Annotated in this window: 16 protein-coding genes and 2 riboswitches; of the genes, 9 read left to right on the top strand and 7 right to left on the bottom strand. The window is 45.9% G+C overall.

Annotated features, from left to right (window positions below):
• The first annotated feature begins 49 nt into the window (after window positions 1-49).
• Together ACTRXF_RS14945 and ACTRXF_RS14940 are read left to right on the top strand one after the other, a co-directional pair.
• Complete coding sequence (locus ACTRXF_RS14945; protein ID WP_474261819.1) at window positions 50-1,357, top strand: Na+/H+ antiporter family protein; 1,308 nt, start codon at window positions 50-52, stop codon at window positions 1,355-1,357.
• A gap of 354 nt (window positions 1,358-1,711) precedes the next feature.
• On the top strand, window positions 1,712-2,407 hold the full coding sequence (locus ACTRXF_RS14940) for a Na-translocating system protein MpsC family protein (RefSeq protein WP_474279635.1): 696 nt from the start codon (window positions 1,712-1,714) through the stop codon (window positions 2,405-2,407).
• A gap of 34 nt (window positions 2,408-2,441) precedes the next feature.
• Here ACTRXF_RS14940 and ACTRXF_RS14935 read toward each other — a convergent pair whose 3' ends face one another.
• A complete protein-coding gene (locus tag ACTRXF_RS14935) occupies window positions 2,442-3,293 on the bottom strand; it encodes a glycosyltransferase family 8 protein (RefSeq protein ID WP_474261820.1) in 852 nt (283 codons plus the stop codon).
• Window positions 3,294-3,677: 384 nt separating this feature from the next.
• Here ACTRXF_RS14935 and cynS point away from each other — a divergent pair, with 384 nt between their 5' ends.
• The gene (cynS, locus tag ACTRXF_RS14930; RefSeq protein WP_462867746.1) at window positions 3,678-4,124 is read left to right on the top strand and encodes a cyanase; all 447 of its coding nucleotides are present in this window, start codon (window positions 3,678-3,680) and stop codon (window positions 4,122-4,124) included.
• Window positions 4,125-4,199: 75 nt separating this feature from the next.
• Here the strand turns inward: cynS and ACTRXF_RS14925 are convergent, their stop codons facing one another.
• The 4 genes from ACTRXF_RS14925 to ACTRXF_RS14910 all read right to left on the bottom strand — a co-directional run bounded on the left by ACTRXF_RS14925 (window position 4,200) and on the right by ACTRXF_RS14910 (window position 7,566).
• Window positions 4,200-4,907: a 3D domain-containing protein gene (locus ACTRXF_RS14925; RefSeq protein WP_474261821.1), complete on the bottom strand. Its 708-nt coding sequence runs from the start codon at window positions 4,905-4,907 to the stop codon at window positions 4,200-4,202.
• 519 nt (window positions 4,908-5,426) lie between these two features.
• A complete protein-coding gene (locus ACTRXF_RS14920) occupies window positions 5,427-5,789 on the bottom strand; it encodes a DUF2513 domain-containing protein (protein WP_462867742.1) in 363 nt (120 codons plus the stop codon).
• A 158-nt stretch (window positions 5,790-5,947) separates the two neighbouring features.
• A complete protein-coding gene (locus tag ACTRXF_RS14915; RefSeq protein WP_474279633.1) occupies window positions 5,948-7,078 on the bottom strand; it encodes a 5-methyltetrahydropteroyltriglutamate--homocysteine S-methyltransferase in 1,131 nt (376 codons plus the stop codon).
• Window positions 7,079-7,233: 155 nt separating this feature from the next.
• Window positions 7,234-7,566 carry a hypothetical protein gene (locus tag ACTRXF_RS14910; RefSeq protein ID WP_474261823.1) on the bottom strand — a complete coding sequence of 111 codons (333 nt, stop codon included), beginning with the start codon at window positions 7,564-7,566 and terminating at the stop codon, window positions 7,234-7,236.
• A 157-nt stretch (window positions 7,567-7,723) separates the two neighbouring features.
• On the opposite strand from ACTRXF_RS14910, the gene ACTRXF_RS14905 reads away from it, so the two are divergent.
• Window positions 7,724-8,197 (top strand): hypothetical protein, encoded by a 474-nt coding sequence (locus tag ACTRXF_RS14905; protein WP_474279631.1) that lies wholly within the window; start codon window positions 7,724-7,726, stop codon window positions 8,195-8,197.
• Between the two features lie 95 nt (window positions 8,198-8,292).
• Window positions 8,293-9,435 (top strand): CapA family protein, encoded by a 1,143-nt coding sequence (locus ACTRXF_RS14900; RefSeq protein ID WP_474279629.1) that lies wholly within the window; start codon window positions 8,293-8,295, stop codon window positions 9,433-9,435.
• A gap of 100 nt (window positions 9,436-9,535) precedes the next feature.
• On the opposite strand, the gene ACTRXF_RS14895 is transcribed toward ACTRXF_RS14900, so the two are convergent.
• Window positions 9,536-10,177, bottom strand: a complete 642-nt coding sequence (locus ACTRXF_RS14895; RefSeq protein WP_474261826.1) for an MBL fold metallo-hydrolase — start codon at window positions 10,175-10,177, stop codon at window positions 9,536-9,538.
• Between the two features lie 193 nt (window positions 10,178-10,370).
• Window positions 10,371-10,459: riboswitch (glycine riboswitch) on the top strand.
• Between the two features lie 3 nt (window positions 10,460-10,462).
• Window positions 10,463-10,550, top strand: a riboswitch (glycine riboswitch).
• Between the two features lie 81 nt (window positions 10,551-10,631).
• Here ACTRXF_RS14895 and gcvT point away from each other — a divergent pair.
• Genes gcvT through gcvPB form a run of 3 tightly spaced genes read left to right on the top strand, consistent with a single transcriptional unit; the run spans window position 10,632 to window position 14,585 of the window.
• Window positions 10,632-11,738: a glycine cleavage system aminomethyltransferase GcvT gene (gene gcvT / locus ACTRXF_RS14890; protein WP_474261827.1), complete on the top strand. Its 1,107-nt coding sequence runs from the start codon at window positions 10,632-10,634 to the stop codon at window positions 11,736-11,738.
• Window positions 11,739-11,755: 17 nt separating this feature from the next.
• Window positions 11,756-13,117 (top strand): aminomethyl-transferring glycine dehydrogenase subunit GcvPA, encoded by a 1,362-nt coding sequence (gcvPA, locus tag ACTRXF_RS14885; RefSeq protein WP_474261829.1) that lies wholly within the window; start codon window positions 11,756-11,758, stop codon window positions 13,115-13,117.
• Complete coding sequence (gcvPB, locus tag ACTRXF_RS14880) at window positions 13,104-14,585, top strand: aminomethyl-transferring glycine dehydrogenase subunit GcvPB (RefSeq protein ID WP_474279627.1); 1,482 nt, start codon at window positions 13,104-13,106, stop codon at window positions 14,583-14,585. The genes gcvPA and gcvPB overlap by 14 nt, the downstream gene beginning before the upstream one ends.
• 69 nt (window positions 14,586-14,654) lie before the next feature.
• Here the strand turns inward: gcvPB and ACTRXF_RS14875 are convergent, their stop codons facing one another.
• The gene (locus ACTRXF_RS14875) at window positions 14,655-15,047 is read right to left on the bottom strand and encodes a rhodanese-like domain-containing protein (RefSeq protein WP_474261831.1); all 393 of its coding nucleotides are present in this window, start codon (window positions 15,045-15,047) and stop codon (window positions 14,655-14,657) included.
• Between the two features lie 164 nt (window positions 15,048-15,211).
• On the opposite strand from ACTRXF_RS14875, the gene ACTRXF_RS14870 reads away from it, so the two are divergent.
• A complete protein-coding gene (locus tag ACTRXF_RS14870) occupies window positions 15,212-16,048 on the top strand; it encodes a lipoate--protein ligase family protein (RefSeq protein WP_474261832.1) in 837 nt (278 codons plus the stop codon).
• Window positions 16,049-16,087 lie beyond the last annotated feature (39 nt).

Genomic DNA, 16,087 nt, shown 5'->3' with positions numbered 1-16,087 from the left:
TTACATAGTTGTACGTAAACGATAAAAGAAGAGAAACGAGGGAAACAAAGTGGAGTACGCAGTTATAGTTTCAGTCCTGGTATTGATTGTACTCAGCCTCTTCCGGCTGAATGTCATTCTGGCACTGATGGGAGCAGCAGTGGCGGCAGGACTGCTGGCCGGCCTGTCATTCACTGATACCATTGAAATGCTCGTATCCGGCATGGGCGGGAGGGCTGACACCGCTCTCAGCTACATTCTGCTCGGTGTTTTTGCAGTTATGATTGGCTATTCGGGTATTACAGGATTTTTAGTGACGAATCTGGTAAAGCTGTTAAAAAATAAACGGGCTGCTTTGCTTCTGACAATTGCAGGAGTGGCATGTTTATCACAAAACCTTATTCCGGTACATATTGCTTTTATTCCAATACTTATACCGCCGCTTCTGCATTTGTTTGATCATATGAAAATCAACCGGCGGGCCGTGGCCGTGAGTTTGACGTTCGGCTTAAAGGCGCCATATATCCTGATTCCTGCAGGATACGGGTTAATTTTTCACGATATTATTTTTGAAAGCATGAACGAAAATGGCATGGATATTGATTTCGGTCAGATCTGGCAGGCAATGATTATTCCAGTAGGCGGAATGGTGGTCGGTCTGCTGATAGCTGTGTTCGTGACGTACCGCAAAGACAAAGAAATGAACACCGGAAGCATAGATGTTACGGAAGCAGAAGCTTCCCTGAAGGATACGAAAAAATTTCAGCTGTCGCACCTGTTAACGCTGATAGCGATTGTATTGGCGCTATTAGTACAGGTATGGACAGAGTCCCTGGTGATTGGTGCATTGATGGGTATTGCAGCTATGTTTATCTTCCGGATCGTTCCGGTGAAAGAGGCCGACCAGACGGTGAACGATGGAGTTCGCATGATGGGAATGATCGCCTTTGTGATGCTGCTTGCTTCCGGATATGCAACTGTGCTGCAGGAGACCGGAGCAGTAGAGCAGTTAGTGGCAGTTACATCGGACGTTCTTGGAGGCAGCCAGATGCTCGGGGCTTTGGTGATGCTTTTAACTGGACTGCTGATTACCATGGGTATTGGCTCTTCATTCGGGACGATTCCGATTCTTGCGGCGTTGTTTGTGCCACTGAGTGCCACGCTCGGCTTCTCTCCGCTTGCCACTGCAGCTTTAATTGGCACCGCGGGGGCGATTGGGGATGCAGGCTCACCGGCTTCTGACAGTACGCTCGGGCCAACTGCAGGCTTAAATGCCGATGGACGCCATGATCATATATGGGACACATGTGTACCGACATTTCTACACTTCAACATTCCGTTGTTTATCTGCGGGTTGGCTGCAGCGTTTCTTCTGTAGCATCACCGCAGCAAATGGATTGCAAAATTAGTCCAAAACAGGTAAAGTAAAACATGAATAAATAATGTATGTTTTATACGAACGATAGAAATTTTTAGACAATAGGGCTGAAAATAAGTCGTTACACTGCCAGGAAATGAACCCCGGGACTCGTCTCTGGCGGCTCCCTGTAAAATTTAATACACAGTAAATGATGCAGGATCGTTAGACAGTTGAGCTAAACGGTAAGCTACAAAGGATATTTTTCCTCTGTGGCTTTTTTTATGCTTTTATAAGCCTGCGTTTCTTCTGTGAAGACCGCGCAAGAGCAAAAGCAAAACAAAATGAGGTTTGGAAGAAAAGGAGAAGAATGTGATGTCAGAAATAAAGGAAGTACAATCAGCGATAGCTGGATATATTGGAAAGGTTTTGAGGGAAAGCTTTGGAAAAGGTCCGATCTCAGTACATACTACGTGGGCTCCGCCTTATTTTTGTGTCCATATCCGTGATTTTTTGGTACCGATGGAACAAATTTTAATCCAAAAAAATGAGGGCAGGAAAGTGGAAGAATTGAGAGAGATGCTGATGAGCGTTCTTTATGCAGATATAAAATCAGAACTCGAAGCGGTCACAGGGAAGGAAATACTTGATATTTATACAAACTGGAATCTCGATCAACGCTCTGGAGTAATTTTCGGTACAGTTGATGCGCCTGCGGAATCCGGGATCGTGGAAAAGTGGCAGGAGGAATTAAACAGCGTCGTAAAAAAAGCAGGAGAAAACAAAGAAGGTCTGTCTGCTTCGGTAAATACAAAACCTTTAAATCACCGTGTAGTGCTGATTGAACGAACGAATGTATTGACCCCGGTAGAACGCCAGCTTCTTGAAGAAGGATATGCAGAGAAAGTGGAAGAAGCAAAAACCTCCCTCGTAAAAGGTATCATCGAAGAAACAGATTTACTGACACGGATGCCGCGGGAAGTGATCGATCCATTTATTATCTGGGACGTGGATAAAGACATTAATTATTTAATATTTGTCTGCAGCAGCAAGGAGTCTGAAACAAAATAAAGCCGCTCTTTTGATTAAAAGAGCGGCACTGGTATTAAAGGGAAGTAGGCTTTACGACAATTTCATCTTTTTGGGCAGCGTATTCATGATACAAATGCTTTAAAGGGTGTTTAGTGTTTGGCTGCCAGGGTTTTTCCGGGCCGGTAAAATGAATAACAGCCGGCTTTTCGACAGCGCTCATCACCTTTTTCCCCTGACGGGTATCAGGCACAGCCTTCAAAAACATATCGGTCATTGTATTCCATTTAGGATGAAGCTCAAACCAATGATTGTAAAGCACAGCGTTTAAGCCGTCCTGATCGTGATAAAGCATCCGGCTCTCATGCTTTTGGATAAACTGTACGACCTGATCGGTCACCTGGTGTTTTTTCCAATTCGTCACGTGAATCATCATGACACCGGAATTGAAATATTTAGCTTCCGGCGGCATGAACAAATCGTCGTTACGGTAAAATCCGCCGAAGTTTTCTGCTGCAGCAATAACCTGGCGCCGCAAAGGAATCTTCCATAAAATTGTAATGTCTTCCTGAATGATAGTATCGCAGTCGATATACAATACTTTGTCTGCATCCGTAAACAAGTACGGTATGGACAACCGGTAATAGGCAGCATTGGTAATATGATAAGAATATTTGTGATTCGCCTGAAAAAGGTTTTTATATTTGTTTGTGTCGATGGCGTGAAAAACGACACGGGATTTAAAATGGGCTCCGAGCTGCTCGAGCATTTGCTTTTGATAGCTGCTCCAGCCGGTTTCAATAATGTGAAATTCGATTCTCTCCGGCATCGTAGTGTTCGTGAGCAGAGAGGTAAAAGAAACGGCTGTGTGTTCTGCATAGTTGGCGTCAGCTACAGTCGTAACAATATAGGGAGAATAATAAGACATAACAAGCACTCCTTCGTGGGGTAATAGAAATAATCTGTTTTAGTCACAGAAGCACCCGGTGCATGTCTGGAACTAAAAAGAATCAGCTGTCAGGCTTTTTCTTTTCAGCTTATGATTAGCTCCCAATGGTCTAACTCATTGCTGCTGAAGCAGGTTTTATTCACTTTTAAAAACAGCATAAAAATATGCAGGTAACTATACATATATCCTTCATGCATCTTTTTGAAACAAAATGATAGCGAATGAATAAAAAATAAGCTTTTGGAACTAGGGTTAAAGCAGGTGGAATGGAAGACGTCTAAAAGAAGATGGCAAAAAGCATGTATCAGAGGAATGGCTGCATGTTAAAGTGAAGGAGAACAGAATAAGGAAGGGGACAAAATAATGGAAATGAGTGAAGTCACCGCCAAGCTGATAGAAGCAAAAAACAGGAAGCGAGCTACTTATCAGGATCTAGCTGAAGCTGTGGGCCGCAATAAAACCTGGGTTGCTGCTGTTATTCAGGGACAGGCATCAATGGACGAAAAAGAAGCAGACGCGCTCATTAACTACCTCGAAGTTCCTTATGAAGAAATCAAGCATGAACTGATGGCTGTACCTTACAAAGGTTCTTTAAGTGAAGGTGTTCCAACAGACCCGCTTATTTACCGTTTTCACGAAATTACTCAGGTATACGGAACGACATTAAAGGAAATCATTCATGAGGAATTTGGTGATGGTATTATGAGCGCCATCGATTTTAAAATGGATGTAGAACGTGAGGAAGATCCAAAAGGGGACCGGGTGGTTGTCACGTTGAACGGCAAATTTCTACCATATACTAAGTGGTAAACGAGTAAATGCAATAGAGCCGCCTTTCCATCAAAATGGTAAGGCGGCTCTATATTTATAAAGCTTATAAGTAGATTAATCTATTACAGTTACTTCCACGCTTCGGCGGCCGAAGGAATAAGCTTCGGACTTGCTTGGAACGTGAACGTCAATACGGTTTCCGTTTATCGCTCCGCCGGTATCCGCTGCGGTATAAGTACCCATACCTTCAATTTGTACTTGAGAGCCAAGTGGAATAACGTCAGGGTCTACAGCGATTACTTTCGCATAGCGGTTGGTATTTAGGTTTACACCGGTAGCTGTAATACCGCTGCAGCCTGCGCAGTCTGCTGTATAAGCAGTCGCTTCGACTGTCATGGACTCTCCGCCGGAGGTATCTTCAGAACTACTGCTTTCGGAAGTGGAGGCAGATTCTACTGCTTCATTATCACTGTCGTCTGCTTCAGAGCTTTCTTCAACATCGCTTTCACTTGAGCTGCTGGAGCTTTCTCCGTACAGCGCTGCTTTTGTATTTGGCCCGATGATGCCGTCGACCGTAAGACCTTCATCAGCCTGAAAATCACGTACAGCTGCTGCCGTAATCGAACCAAAAATCCCGTCTACTTCATAATCGTAATATCCTTTATCATCGAGTACAGATTGGGCTTCGGATACAGAGTCATTGGAGTCCCCCTGGACTAGCAGGCTGTCTGATGCGTCACTTACCGCTGGTGCTGCAAAAGCTAGAGCTGTACCAAGAACTGCGCCGCCGATCCAATGTGAAGCTTTCGTAGATTTCATCATGGTTGAAAAATTCCTCCTCGGAGAGTATAAAAGTTTTTTTATTTAGTAAGCATTAAGGGTGAATGGACATAAACGAATTAGTATTGGATGCGTATATTTTGAAATAACCTATCGCACGTTTGTAAATTTAACTCGCAGGAGAAGAACTTTCAAGCGAATAGGACGAATGTAATGCAAACGTAACAAGATTAAGCTTTATGAAATATATGAGAAATTATGTGTAATATTTATAAAACGCTTATAGATAAAGGGTTTCAGGGCAATTGAACTTAAGATTTGATTGAAAAAACGAACGTAATATTACAAATGAAAAACGTGAGAAAAATAACCTAATTCTGATTTTTCGTGAGGAATGAACTAATCTATAAAAATCAGTAAAGCCAAAATATGCTGCAGAAGAAAAAAGGGGACAGGGCGGGGAGAAAACACTCCGGCAGTACAACAAAAAACCCCCTGAATCATCAGGAGGCCTGCAGAAAGCTATGTGGAAAACATAAATCGTGAGAAATTAGTTGTGCGTCAGTCGTTGCTTAAATGCTGATAAAGAGTGATTTTAAGTAAATCTGTCAGGACAGTCAGAGGGATATTTGACATCGACCATCCTTTTTCCATGGCTTTTTCCTTTGTTTTGTTCCAAATATTGTCGTCTTCGGCAACATCGATGAAATCATGGCCGGCAAATGTAATTTTAATATTATGGTAGCTTGTCACCTGCTTACTCAAGGTTTTATGCCGGGTAGCCTCGATCAGGCCTCCGTCGGTGAGCAGATACATATAATAATCGGTTTCTTCGTTTTTAGATGTGAGGCTGAATCCGGGCTTTTGCTCTTTCAGATCAATCAAAAGCTTCCTGATTGATTCCATGTCTCTTTCCATAACCATTTTATCTTCCACCTTTTTTATACTTACTGAAATTATAATATTGGGACTGGCTTAAATGCCAGAAAAGATTTACGTACCCGGGTGCTTTGATAAGAAATATTGTCATACGCACCTGTTAAAAAAGAAGCCGGGAAACGCCGGCTTCTTTTTCCGAATGCTTATTGCCAGACGTCTTCGGCAAGAGAAACGACGTGGCGAACTTTCGCCCATTGCTCTTCTTCAGTGAGAATATTGCCTTCTTCGGTAGAAGCAAAGCCGCATTGAGGGCTTAAACCAAGTTGTTCAAGTGGTACATATTTTTCTGCTTCCTGCAGTCTGGATTTAATTAAATCCGTATCCTCAAGTTCAGGGAATTTTGAAGTGATTAAACCGAGAACTACCTGAAGATCGCTGCGGTTCACATACTTTAAAGGCTCAAAGCCTCCGGAGCGCTCGTCATCAAATTCCAGCAGGAGGGCGTCGACGTTTAATTTACTGAACATATATTCTGAAACGGCGTCGTAGCTGCCGCTGGATGCATAGGTGGACTTGTAGTTGCCGCGGCAGACATGCATATATATCCGCATATCTTCAGGTTTATCAGCGATCGCTTCATTGACAGTATTTACAAACATTTCCATCGTTTCTTTCGGGTCCAGGCCTCGTGCTTCAAGCAAGCCGCCGGAAAGTACGAGATCCTTATCCTTCTCAGCTCCGAGAAATAAAGACCAGGTTGTATCATCAAACTGAAGGTGGCGGCAGCCAGCCTTGTAAAGAGCCTGTATCGTATCCTTGTACACCTGCACGAGGTCTGAAAACAGCTCAGCTTCCGACTGATAGACATTTTTTTCTTCTTCGGTTACAGTCCGGAAAATAAACATGCTCGGACTTGGAACTGTCACGCGGGCGGCGTGCTCCCCTTTCAGGCTGTGCAGAAATTCGTACTCGCGGACAACAGGGTGGTCGCTGAAGGCTAATTTATTAACAACTTTAACCCCCTCGGCTTTTGTTTCCGTATTGTCGCTGAATACAAGCCCATGGTCCAATTTAATAAATTCTGCCCCTTCGACCTCCTGCATAAAATCGAGATGGAACCATGCGCGGCGGAATTCACCATCTGTTACGACCGGAAGACCAGCTTCTTTTTGTTTTTCAACAAGAGCAGCAATTTCTTCATTTTCAATGTCCCATAGCGCCCCGGCGCTTAACTCTCCCTCTGTGTACTGCCGGCGGGCTTTTTTGAGTCGCTCCGGACGGAGAAAGCTTCCTACGTGTTCTGCGCGAAACGGTGCTTTTGTCAAACCATCCACTCCTCTGTAATATGTAATGATTCAAAAATACCTGTATATTTTGCCTACTAATAGTATATGGAAGCCGATGATGGTTTGTCTACAGAAACCGTTGGAAGCAGAGCGTACTTCCAGGAAAATGAAAAACGGTGGTAACTTCTTTCTTAGCAGGCCGGCTAAGGACGCCGCTGAAAGACAATCACCGGCTCCCCGAGGTCGTTTGTGTGACAAACAGCCTTGTAAGCGGAAAATAAACGGTAAAGGCCGTTAAAGCCTTTCAATTTGATTACAAACGCAATATCTTTCATACTCAACTTTTCTCCAGTGAGAGCGTAAATCGTTTTTTTCGGCCGGAAGCTGTTGTCCATTTTGTCAGCGGTCTGCTTATCGATTTGCTGAAAAACGAGAATAGCTTTGAGCTGGCGGGCAAATTCGCCTTCTGCCTTCATGGCGGGGGCTTTTTTCTTTCGCGCCCGGTTTAGCGCGGACGGTTTTTCTACGGGGGTCATTATAAAATTCCTCCTGACAATAGTTTGGCTGCTTTTCTTTTCATACCCCGAAAGCTGTCTCATTCAACCCAGCCGTTTATAGCGTTTTGAAGGAAGTTTATGAGAATAGAAAACCGTGAATAAAATAATCATCTTTAGCAGAAAGAAGGAACGGCCTGTGATTGAAGTATTGATTGAACATGTACCGAGTACACTGCTGCATCTGCTGACCGGCGCGGCAGTAATGTATATATTTTACGGAAATCCGGATTTAATTGTTTCACAACGCTTGAAGGTGATGGCGTTCGGTGTGATGGTGATTGTGCCTGATATCCCGAAGCTGTTTGGCAATTATATTTTTCATACGCTGCTGACGGTGCCATTTATTGCGGCAGCGTTCGCTCCGGTTGTCCGCCGCGTGCTCGGGGGAGGATTCCCAAAAGCCTGGACAGCTTCATTTTTTACACTGGCCGTCGGCTCCATGCTGATTGACTTTCTGGGAAACGGTACTCAGTTTTTATTCCCAATAACCTCGAAGAATTTTTCTTACCCTCTGCTTTATCAGGAATGGTGGATAATCGTTCCGCTTGCGGGTGTCCTGGGGACGCTGGCTGTATGTGGAAAAAGAAATATTTCGCCCCGGCAGACATAAAAAATACATGAAAACCTCTTCAATTCCAATGAATATATTAGTAAACTTATAGTATATTTAGACTAGGAATTCTATTTAAAAGAAAAGAGGATGTCATGCGAAAATTGTATTATGGATTGACGTGCGGGATTTTCCTTTTAAGTGGCTGCAGCAGCGCCGGGGAAAATGAAAATTCTGAGACACAGAATGAAGCCCCGGAGGCGCAGAATGAAAATTCAGAAGCACAGACAGAAGAAGATTCCAAAAATCAGAAGCAGGAAGATGAAAGCGTTACGATTGGCGCGGCGGGAGACGTTTTGCTGCACGGGCGTGTATATAAAAGAATGGAAGAAGACGGGGAGTACGATTTCACTCCGGCGCTGAAGGCAGTTGCTCCGATGCTTGAAGAACCGGATTACACGATTGTGAACCAGGAATCAATACCCGGCGGCGAGGAGCTTGGTTTATCGGCTTATCCTTCCTTTAACAGTCCGTATGCAATTGTAGACGATCTTCAGGATGCCGGAGTGGACATGCTCTCCGGAGCCAATAACCATACGCTTGACCGTGGAATGGAGGCTGTAAACAATGCGATTAATCATTATGAGCAGACAGGTATGGATTACGTGGGAGTCTATAAGGACGAGGAAGATGCAGAGCGGCAGCGTATTGTAGATGTAAAGGACGTAGACATGGGTGTGCTTTCCTATACATATGGGCTGAACGGCATCGAGGTGCCGGAGGGGCATGAATATGTCGTGAAGAAAATTGATAAAGAACAAATACAGGAAGATGTCGAAGCGATGAGAGATGATGCGGACATCGTAGTCGTCAATATGCACTGGGGAAATGAATACGAGCGCCTTCCGAATGAAGAACAAAAAGAGCTGGGCCAATTTCTTGCAGACCAGGAAGTGGACGTAGTTATTGGTCATCACCCTCACGTGCTTCAGCCGATGGAATGGGTGGAGGGTGAAGAAGGAAATGAAACGCTTGTTTATTATTCTCTCGGCAATTTCTATTCCGGTCAGGATCAGGAATATACCGATACAGGCGGTATTGCTACATTCGATGTGGAAAAAGACGGCGAAGACGTGAAGATTACAGAGCCTGACGTTGATTTTACCCAGGTTGTACCGGGCCCTGAGGATCAGTACACAGTGAAGCCGATGGCCGAAGCAGACCACCCTGCAGAAGGTGGTGAAACCGAAGAGGATCTGCGCGAGCATGTGTATCAATGGATCGAAGAAAACGATTAAAGTACTAACCGTCTGATACTGGGCGGGAATGCATAAATAATTTCATTTACTGTATTAAAATATTAAAAGACCTCTAATTTAAAATCAGAGGTCTTTATTTTTATGCGCCAAACCCATTAATGAAGGGGTTGGAATCCATTTCGGCTTCGATATCGGTGAAGGGGCCGTGGCCGCAGGCTACTATTGTATTTTCCGGGAGTTCAAGCAGCTGCTCGTGAATAGAGGCTAGCAGCGTATCCATGTCACCTCCGTAAAGGTCAGTACGTCCAACACCACCTGAAAACAATACATCGCCGGAGAAGACTGTGTTGGTTTCTTTATGCCAATAGGAAACACTTCCCGGCGAATGGCCCGGTGTATGAAGCCATTGGAATTCAAAGCTGCCGAATTGAAGCGTTCCTTCAGACTGCAGAAGGTGATCCGCGGGCTTTGCAGTAAACGCAGCCTCCGGCATCATGCGTCCGGATCCGTTTTTTTGGGCGTCCCCAGGCCAGTCCCTTTCATGCTCATGAAGATAAACAGGGATATTGTAGGCTTCCCGCACGGCATCAAGCGCACCGATATGATCAAAATGGGCGTGTGTTAACAGAATGACTACAGGACGCATCTCGTTTTCCTGAAGATAGGTGAGCAGTTTATCGGCATCCCCGGCCGGATCAATAATTACGGCGTTTTTATCATTATCGTACAGAACATAGCAGTTTGTCTGCAGTGGTCCCAGTGGAAGCTGTTTCCAGTTCATAGTTTCCCTCCAATTTTTATGCTGATTTTAGTATAAACAATATTACAGTGAGAAGAAATGATTGATCCAAAGTGATAAACGAATGATGGAGTACAATTTATCGGAAATGTTCGGGTTAATTTTTTTCAGCATTGGTTTTTATCTGAATTAGTGATAGAATATGAGCAAATAAAGATGTACATATAATGCGCGGATGATGGTAAGGGGAGAGACTGCCAGGCAGCGCCGAAGGAGCAAGCCGTAACAGGTGAATCTCTCAGGCAAACAGACTCTTACTGGACGCTCCTCTGGAGAGCGCTTCTTTTAGAAGCCACCCACGAAGACACTCTTTCCGTACGACGGAAAGGAGAAACTTTCTGGTTATAGGACAGAGCTTCCATATCTTATGGAGTTCTGTCTTTTTTATGCTTTTTACTGTTTTGATTTTTCAGAAAATAATGATGAGGTGATTTTCTTGGCAGAATTAAAACGAACACCCCTGTATCCGGTATATGAAAAACACGGAGCAAAAACCGTCGATTTTGGCGGATGGGAAATGGCTGTTCAGTTTTCCGGCATCAAAGACGAGCACGAGGCGGTTCGTACAAAGGCTGGTCTGTTCGATGTTTCCCATATGGGTGAGGCGATCGTAGAAGGAGAGGGTGCTGCTGAATTTCTACAGTATATGCTCACAAACAACATAAAAAATGCAGAACCCGGAAAAGCACTTTATACCGCCATGTGTTATGAAGATGGAGGTACGGTTGACGATCTGCTCGTGTACCAGCTCGAAAAAGAAAAATACATGCTCGTTTTGAACGCAGCTAACATTGAAAAAGATCTGGAATGGCTTCGCCGCCACGTAACGAAAAACGTAAGTATTACCGATATTTCGGAAGAAACAGCACTAATCGCTGTACAGGGCCCGGTGGCAGAAACGGTGCTGCAGAAAGTAACCGATGCTTCTCTTGCAGAGATTCTGCCATTTCGGTTTGCTGCCGGTGCTTCAGTCGGAGAAGCAGAAAATATTATCATCTCAAGAACCGGCTATACCGGAGAAGACGGCTTTGAATTATACTGCCGGGCTGAAGAGGCCATCCGAAGCTGGGAGACGATCATGGAAGCAGGAGAATCCGAAGGACTCATTCCATGCGGTCTCGGCGCGAGAGACACCCTGAGGTTTGAAGCGAAGCTGCCGCTCTACGGCCAGGAGCTGAGCGCAAATATTACGCCGCTTGAAGCAGGCATAGGCTTTTGCGTAAAGCTGAAGCAGGAAGATAATTTCATTGGTAAAGAAGCTTTAAAAAAACAAAAAGAAGCGGGATTAAAACGTAAACTTGTCGGGATCGAAATGGTTGATAAAGCAATTCCGCGCCCGGGTTACATGGTACACAATGATGACGGAGAGGAAATCGGCTGGGTAACTACGGGCACTCAGTCGCCGACGCTGAAAGCAAATGTGGGACTTGCACTTCTGAATATTGGATGGACGAATCTCGGTCAGGCTGTCGAAGTGGATGTGCGGGGCAAAGCCAAACGCGCAAAAGTGGCAGCTGTGCCCTTTTATAAACGGGAAAAATAAACAGAGGAGGCACCAGAATGGATTATCGCTATCTGCCGGTAACCGGCGAGGATAAAGAAGAAATGCTTAAAACGATCGGTGTGGATTCGATCGGTGAATTGTTTGAGGACGTACCGGAAAATATTCGCTTTTCCGGAGAAATGAATCTGCCGAAGGCTCTTGGCGAAACGGATCTTCTAAAGGAAATGAAGCGCCTCAGTAACAGAAATACCAGCGTGCAGGACTGCGTCTCCTATCTCGGGGCAGGGGTGTACGAGCATTATATACCGACAGTCGTCGATCATGTGCTCCGGCGCTCGGAATTTTACACGGCATATACTCCGTACCAGCCGGAGATTTCGCAGGGCGAGCTGCAGGCAATCTTTGAATTTCAAACGATGATCAGTGAACTTACGGGAATGGATATTGCTAATTCGTCCATGTATGACGGGCCGACGGCGCTCGCAGAAGCAGCACTGATGGCCGCAAGTGAAAACAGAGGGAGGCGCCGTACCGTTGTCGTCTCTGGAACGGTTCACCCTGAAGCGCTCGATGTATTGAAAACATACGCTGCCGGGCCCGGACTTACAGTGAAAATCGTTCCCGAAAAGGACGGGCATACGGATATGGCTAAGCTTGAAGACATGATCGATGCTGATACCGCAGGAGTGATTGTGCAGTACCCAAACTTTTACGGTACTATTGAAGATTTAGCTGCTGTAAGGCAGGCAGCCGATAAAGAAAACTCGCTGATGATAGTGTCGGCAAATCCCCTTGCGCTCGGCGTTCTGACGCCGCCGGGAAGCTTCGGAGCGGATATTGTGGCAGGAGACGCTCAGCCTCTTGGTATTCCAATGCAGTTTGGCGGACCGCACTGCGGATTTTTTGCCACCACTAAAAAGCATATTCGGAAGGTCCCCGGGCGTCTTGTCGGACAGACGGAGGATGAAGACGGAAGCCGGGGTTATGTACTGACGCTGCAGGCAAGAGAGCAGCATATCCGCCGGGATAAAGCGACATCCAACATTTGTTCAAACCAGGCTCTGAACGCGCTGGCTGCTTCTGTCGCAATGACGGCTCTCGGTAAAAAAGGGCTGAAGGAAACGGCAGAAAGAAATGTTAAAAGTGCTCATTTCTTTAAACAGCTGCTCAAACAAAAAGGCATTGAGCTTGTCCATGAGGCGCCATCGTTTAATGAATTTGTGGTTGACCTCGGCCGTCCAGTGGCAGAAGTGAATGAACAGCTATTCAGGCAGGGGATCATCGGCGGGTATGATTTAGGTGAAGTGTCGGCGGATAAAAAAGGCCAGATGCTCGTATGTGTGACTGAACTTCGCACAAGAGAACAGCTGGAAACCTTTGCCAAACATTTGGAGGTGCTTGTACATGAAACAGCCTAACCAACCGTTAATTTTCGAACAAAGCAAACCAGGGAGGGTAGCGTATTCCCTTCCTGAGACAAATATACCTGAACAAAGCCTGAGCGATATTTTGCCCGGGGCTAATATCCGGGAAGAAGAGCCGGCACTGCCGGAAGTATCTGAACTGCAGTTGATGAGACATTATACGGCGCTTTCGAATCGAAATTACGGAGTGGATTCGGGCTTTTACCCGCTCGGGTCCTGCACGATGAAATACAATCCGAAAATCAATGAAGAAACGGCCCGCATGGCCGGTTTTGCCTCGACGCATCCGTACCAGCCGGAAGCACAGGTGCAGGGGAATCTCGAAATGATGTACGACCTGCAGCAGGCGCTTGCTGAAATAACCGGTATGGATGAAGTGACGCTGCAGCCGGCGGCCGGTGCCCAGGGAGAGTGGACCGGTTTGATGCTGATCCGGGCGCTTCACGAAGCGAACGGAGAAACGGGACGCACGGAAGTAATCGTGCCCGACTCTGCGCACGGGACGAACCCTGCTTCAGCAACGGTGGCAGGATTCGATCATGTAACGGTCCGGACCGATGCACGCGGACTGGTGGACCTTGAGCATTTAAAAGAAGTAACGAGCGAAAAAACGGCTGCCCTCATGCTCACGAACCCGAATACACTCGGTTTGTTTGAGGAAGATATTATGGAAATGGCCGATACGATCCATCAGGCTGGCGGCCGGCTCTATTATGACGGGGCGAACTCCAATGCTATTATGGGCATCACAAGACCCGGGGACATGGGATTTGATGTCGTTCACCTGAACCTGCATAAAACATTCACGGGCCCTCATGGAGGCGGTGGGCCCGGCAGCGGGCCGGTTGGCGTAAAAAAAGAGCTGATCCCTTATCTGCCGGGGCCGGTGCTTGCAAAAGAAAATGGTAAGTACTACTGGGATAAAGACCGTCCGCATTCCATCGGCCGCGTCAAGCCGTATTACGGTAACTTTGGCATTAACGTACGTGCCTACACGTATATCCGTACGATGGGAGCAGAGGGACTCAAAAGAGTATCAGAGTATGCTGTATTAAACGCCAATTATCTAATGAGACGGCTTGAGCCGTATTTTGACCTCCCATACGGCGGTCACTGCAAGCACGAATTTGTGATTTCGGGCCGCCGCCAGAAGAAGCTCGGCGTACGTACGCTCGATATGGCTAAACGCCTGCTTGATTATGGTTACCATCCGCCGACCATTTATTTTCCGATCAACGTCGAAGAGTGCATGATGATCGAGCCGACGGAAACCGAAGCGAAAGAAACGCTTGATGCGTTCGCAGACGCCATGATCGGGATTGCCAGAGAAGCAGAGGAAGACCCGGAAATGGTGCAGGAGGCTCCTCACACTACCGTAGTCGGAAGGCTGGACGAGACGCTGGCAGCACGTAAGCCAGTGCTGACATATAATACTGAAACGTCGCTCAAGTCCATGAAATAAATAAATCGATGAGGTTTTCGGACTTCAAAGATATAAAAAAAGGAAGAGCATGCCAGCTCTTCCTTTTAATTATGCGCTTTTTTTCTTTTTGCTGATCTTACCTGTCCAACGCTTGAATCCGCCTTTCAGGTGATAGATATCCCGGTTTCCCTTATGCTTTTTGATCAATTTTGCAGCTTGCTTTGAACGCATGCCGGATTGGCAGTATAAATAAACAGGCTGGTCTTCCCGGATCTCCACCATCCGCTGCTTCATTTGGGAAACAGGAATGTTCCGGGCCCCGAGGATGTGGCCGCCGTCATATTCTTTCGGCTCACGCACATCGATAAGCTGGGCTTTACGATAGCCTTTAATAAAATCTTCCTGTGGTAATGCAGTTAAGTCTTTCGGGCCGACAAACCGTCGTACAATAAGAAAAACTAATACCGCAATAAACACTATCCATAGCCATTCAAATATCATATATATTATTTCACCTCTTTCCGGGTCGATTGCAGATTAATTATAACGCATAACCCTGGTACTTTGCTAGATTTCTAATTAACGGGCTGTCATTTTTATATATAGAAAGCAGTGATCTCTGCTACAATGGAAATGGAAAAATCGAGAAAGAGAGATGAACATTAATGGCAAAAGATACTTGGCTTTTTATAGATTCAGGCAATCAGTCACCAGCCTATAACATGGCGCTCGATGAAAAACTGCTGCAATGGCACAGTGAAGGACTGATTCCGCCGGTAATCAGATTTTACGGTTGGAATCCGCCTACGCTTTCGGTCGGTTACTTCCAAAAGGCGAAGAAAGATATTGATATGGATGCAGTGGAAAAGCACGGCGTAGGTTTTGTGCGCCGGCCGACGGGAGGTCGGGCGGTTTTGCATGATCAGGAGCTGACCTACAGCATCATCGTTTCAGAAGATCATCCCGAAATGCCGGAAACGGTGACAGAAGCCTACCGCGTACTGTCGGAAGGGATTCTGCAGGGATTTTTAAAGCTCGGCCTGGATGCTTATTTTTCCGTGCCGAAAACGAAGGAAGAAGAGGATTCTTTGAAAAATCCCCGTTCGGCTAATTGTTTTGATGCCTCATCGTGGTATGAGCTGGTGGTGGAGGACCGGAAAATTGCGGGGAGTGCCCAGACGAGACAGCGCGGCGTTATCCTTCAGCACGGTTCGATTATTCTGGATCTTGATGAGGATAAATTGTTCGATTTGTTTAAATATCCGAGCGAGCGCGTGCGGGAAAGAATGCAGAAAACCTTTAAAAATAAAGCTGTAGCAATTAATGAGCTGACGGATACGCCATTTACCCTTGGCGATCTGCGCAAAGCATTTAAGGAAGGATTTGCCGACGGTCTGAATGCCGGCCTTGAAGAATATGAGCTGACCACCGTCCAAGAACAAGAGGTGCAGCAGCTGGCCGCAGAGCGCTACCAGTCAGAGGAATGGAATTTCAGGCGCTGATACAGTGCATAAATCACGGAATAAAAATACAAAAGACCG

Source organism: Marinococcus sp. LNHM3E3-2.2, assembly GCF_056034385.1.
The sequence above is the reverse complement of the archived record's forward strand: the minus strand, read 5'-3'. Positions and strand labels throughout refer to the sequence as shown.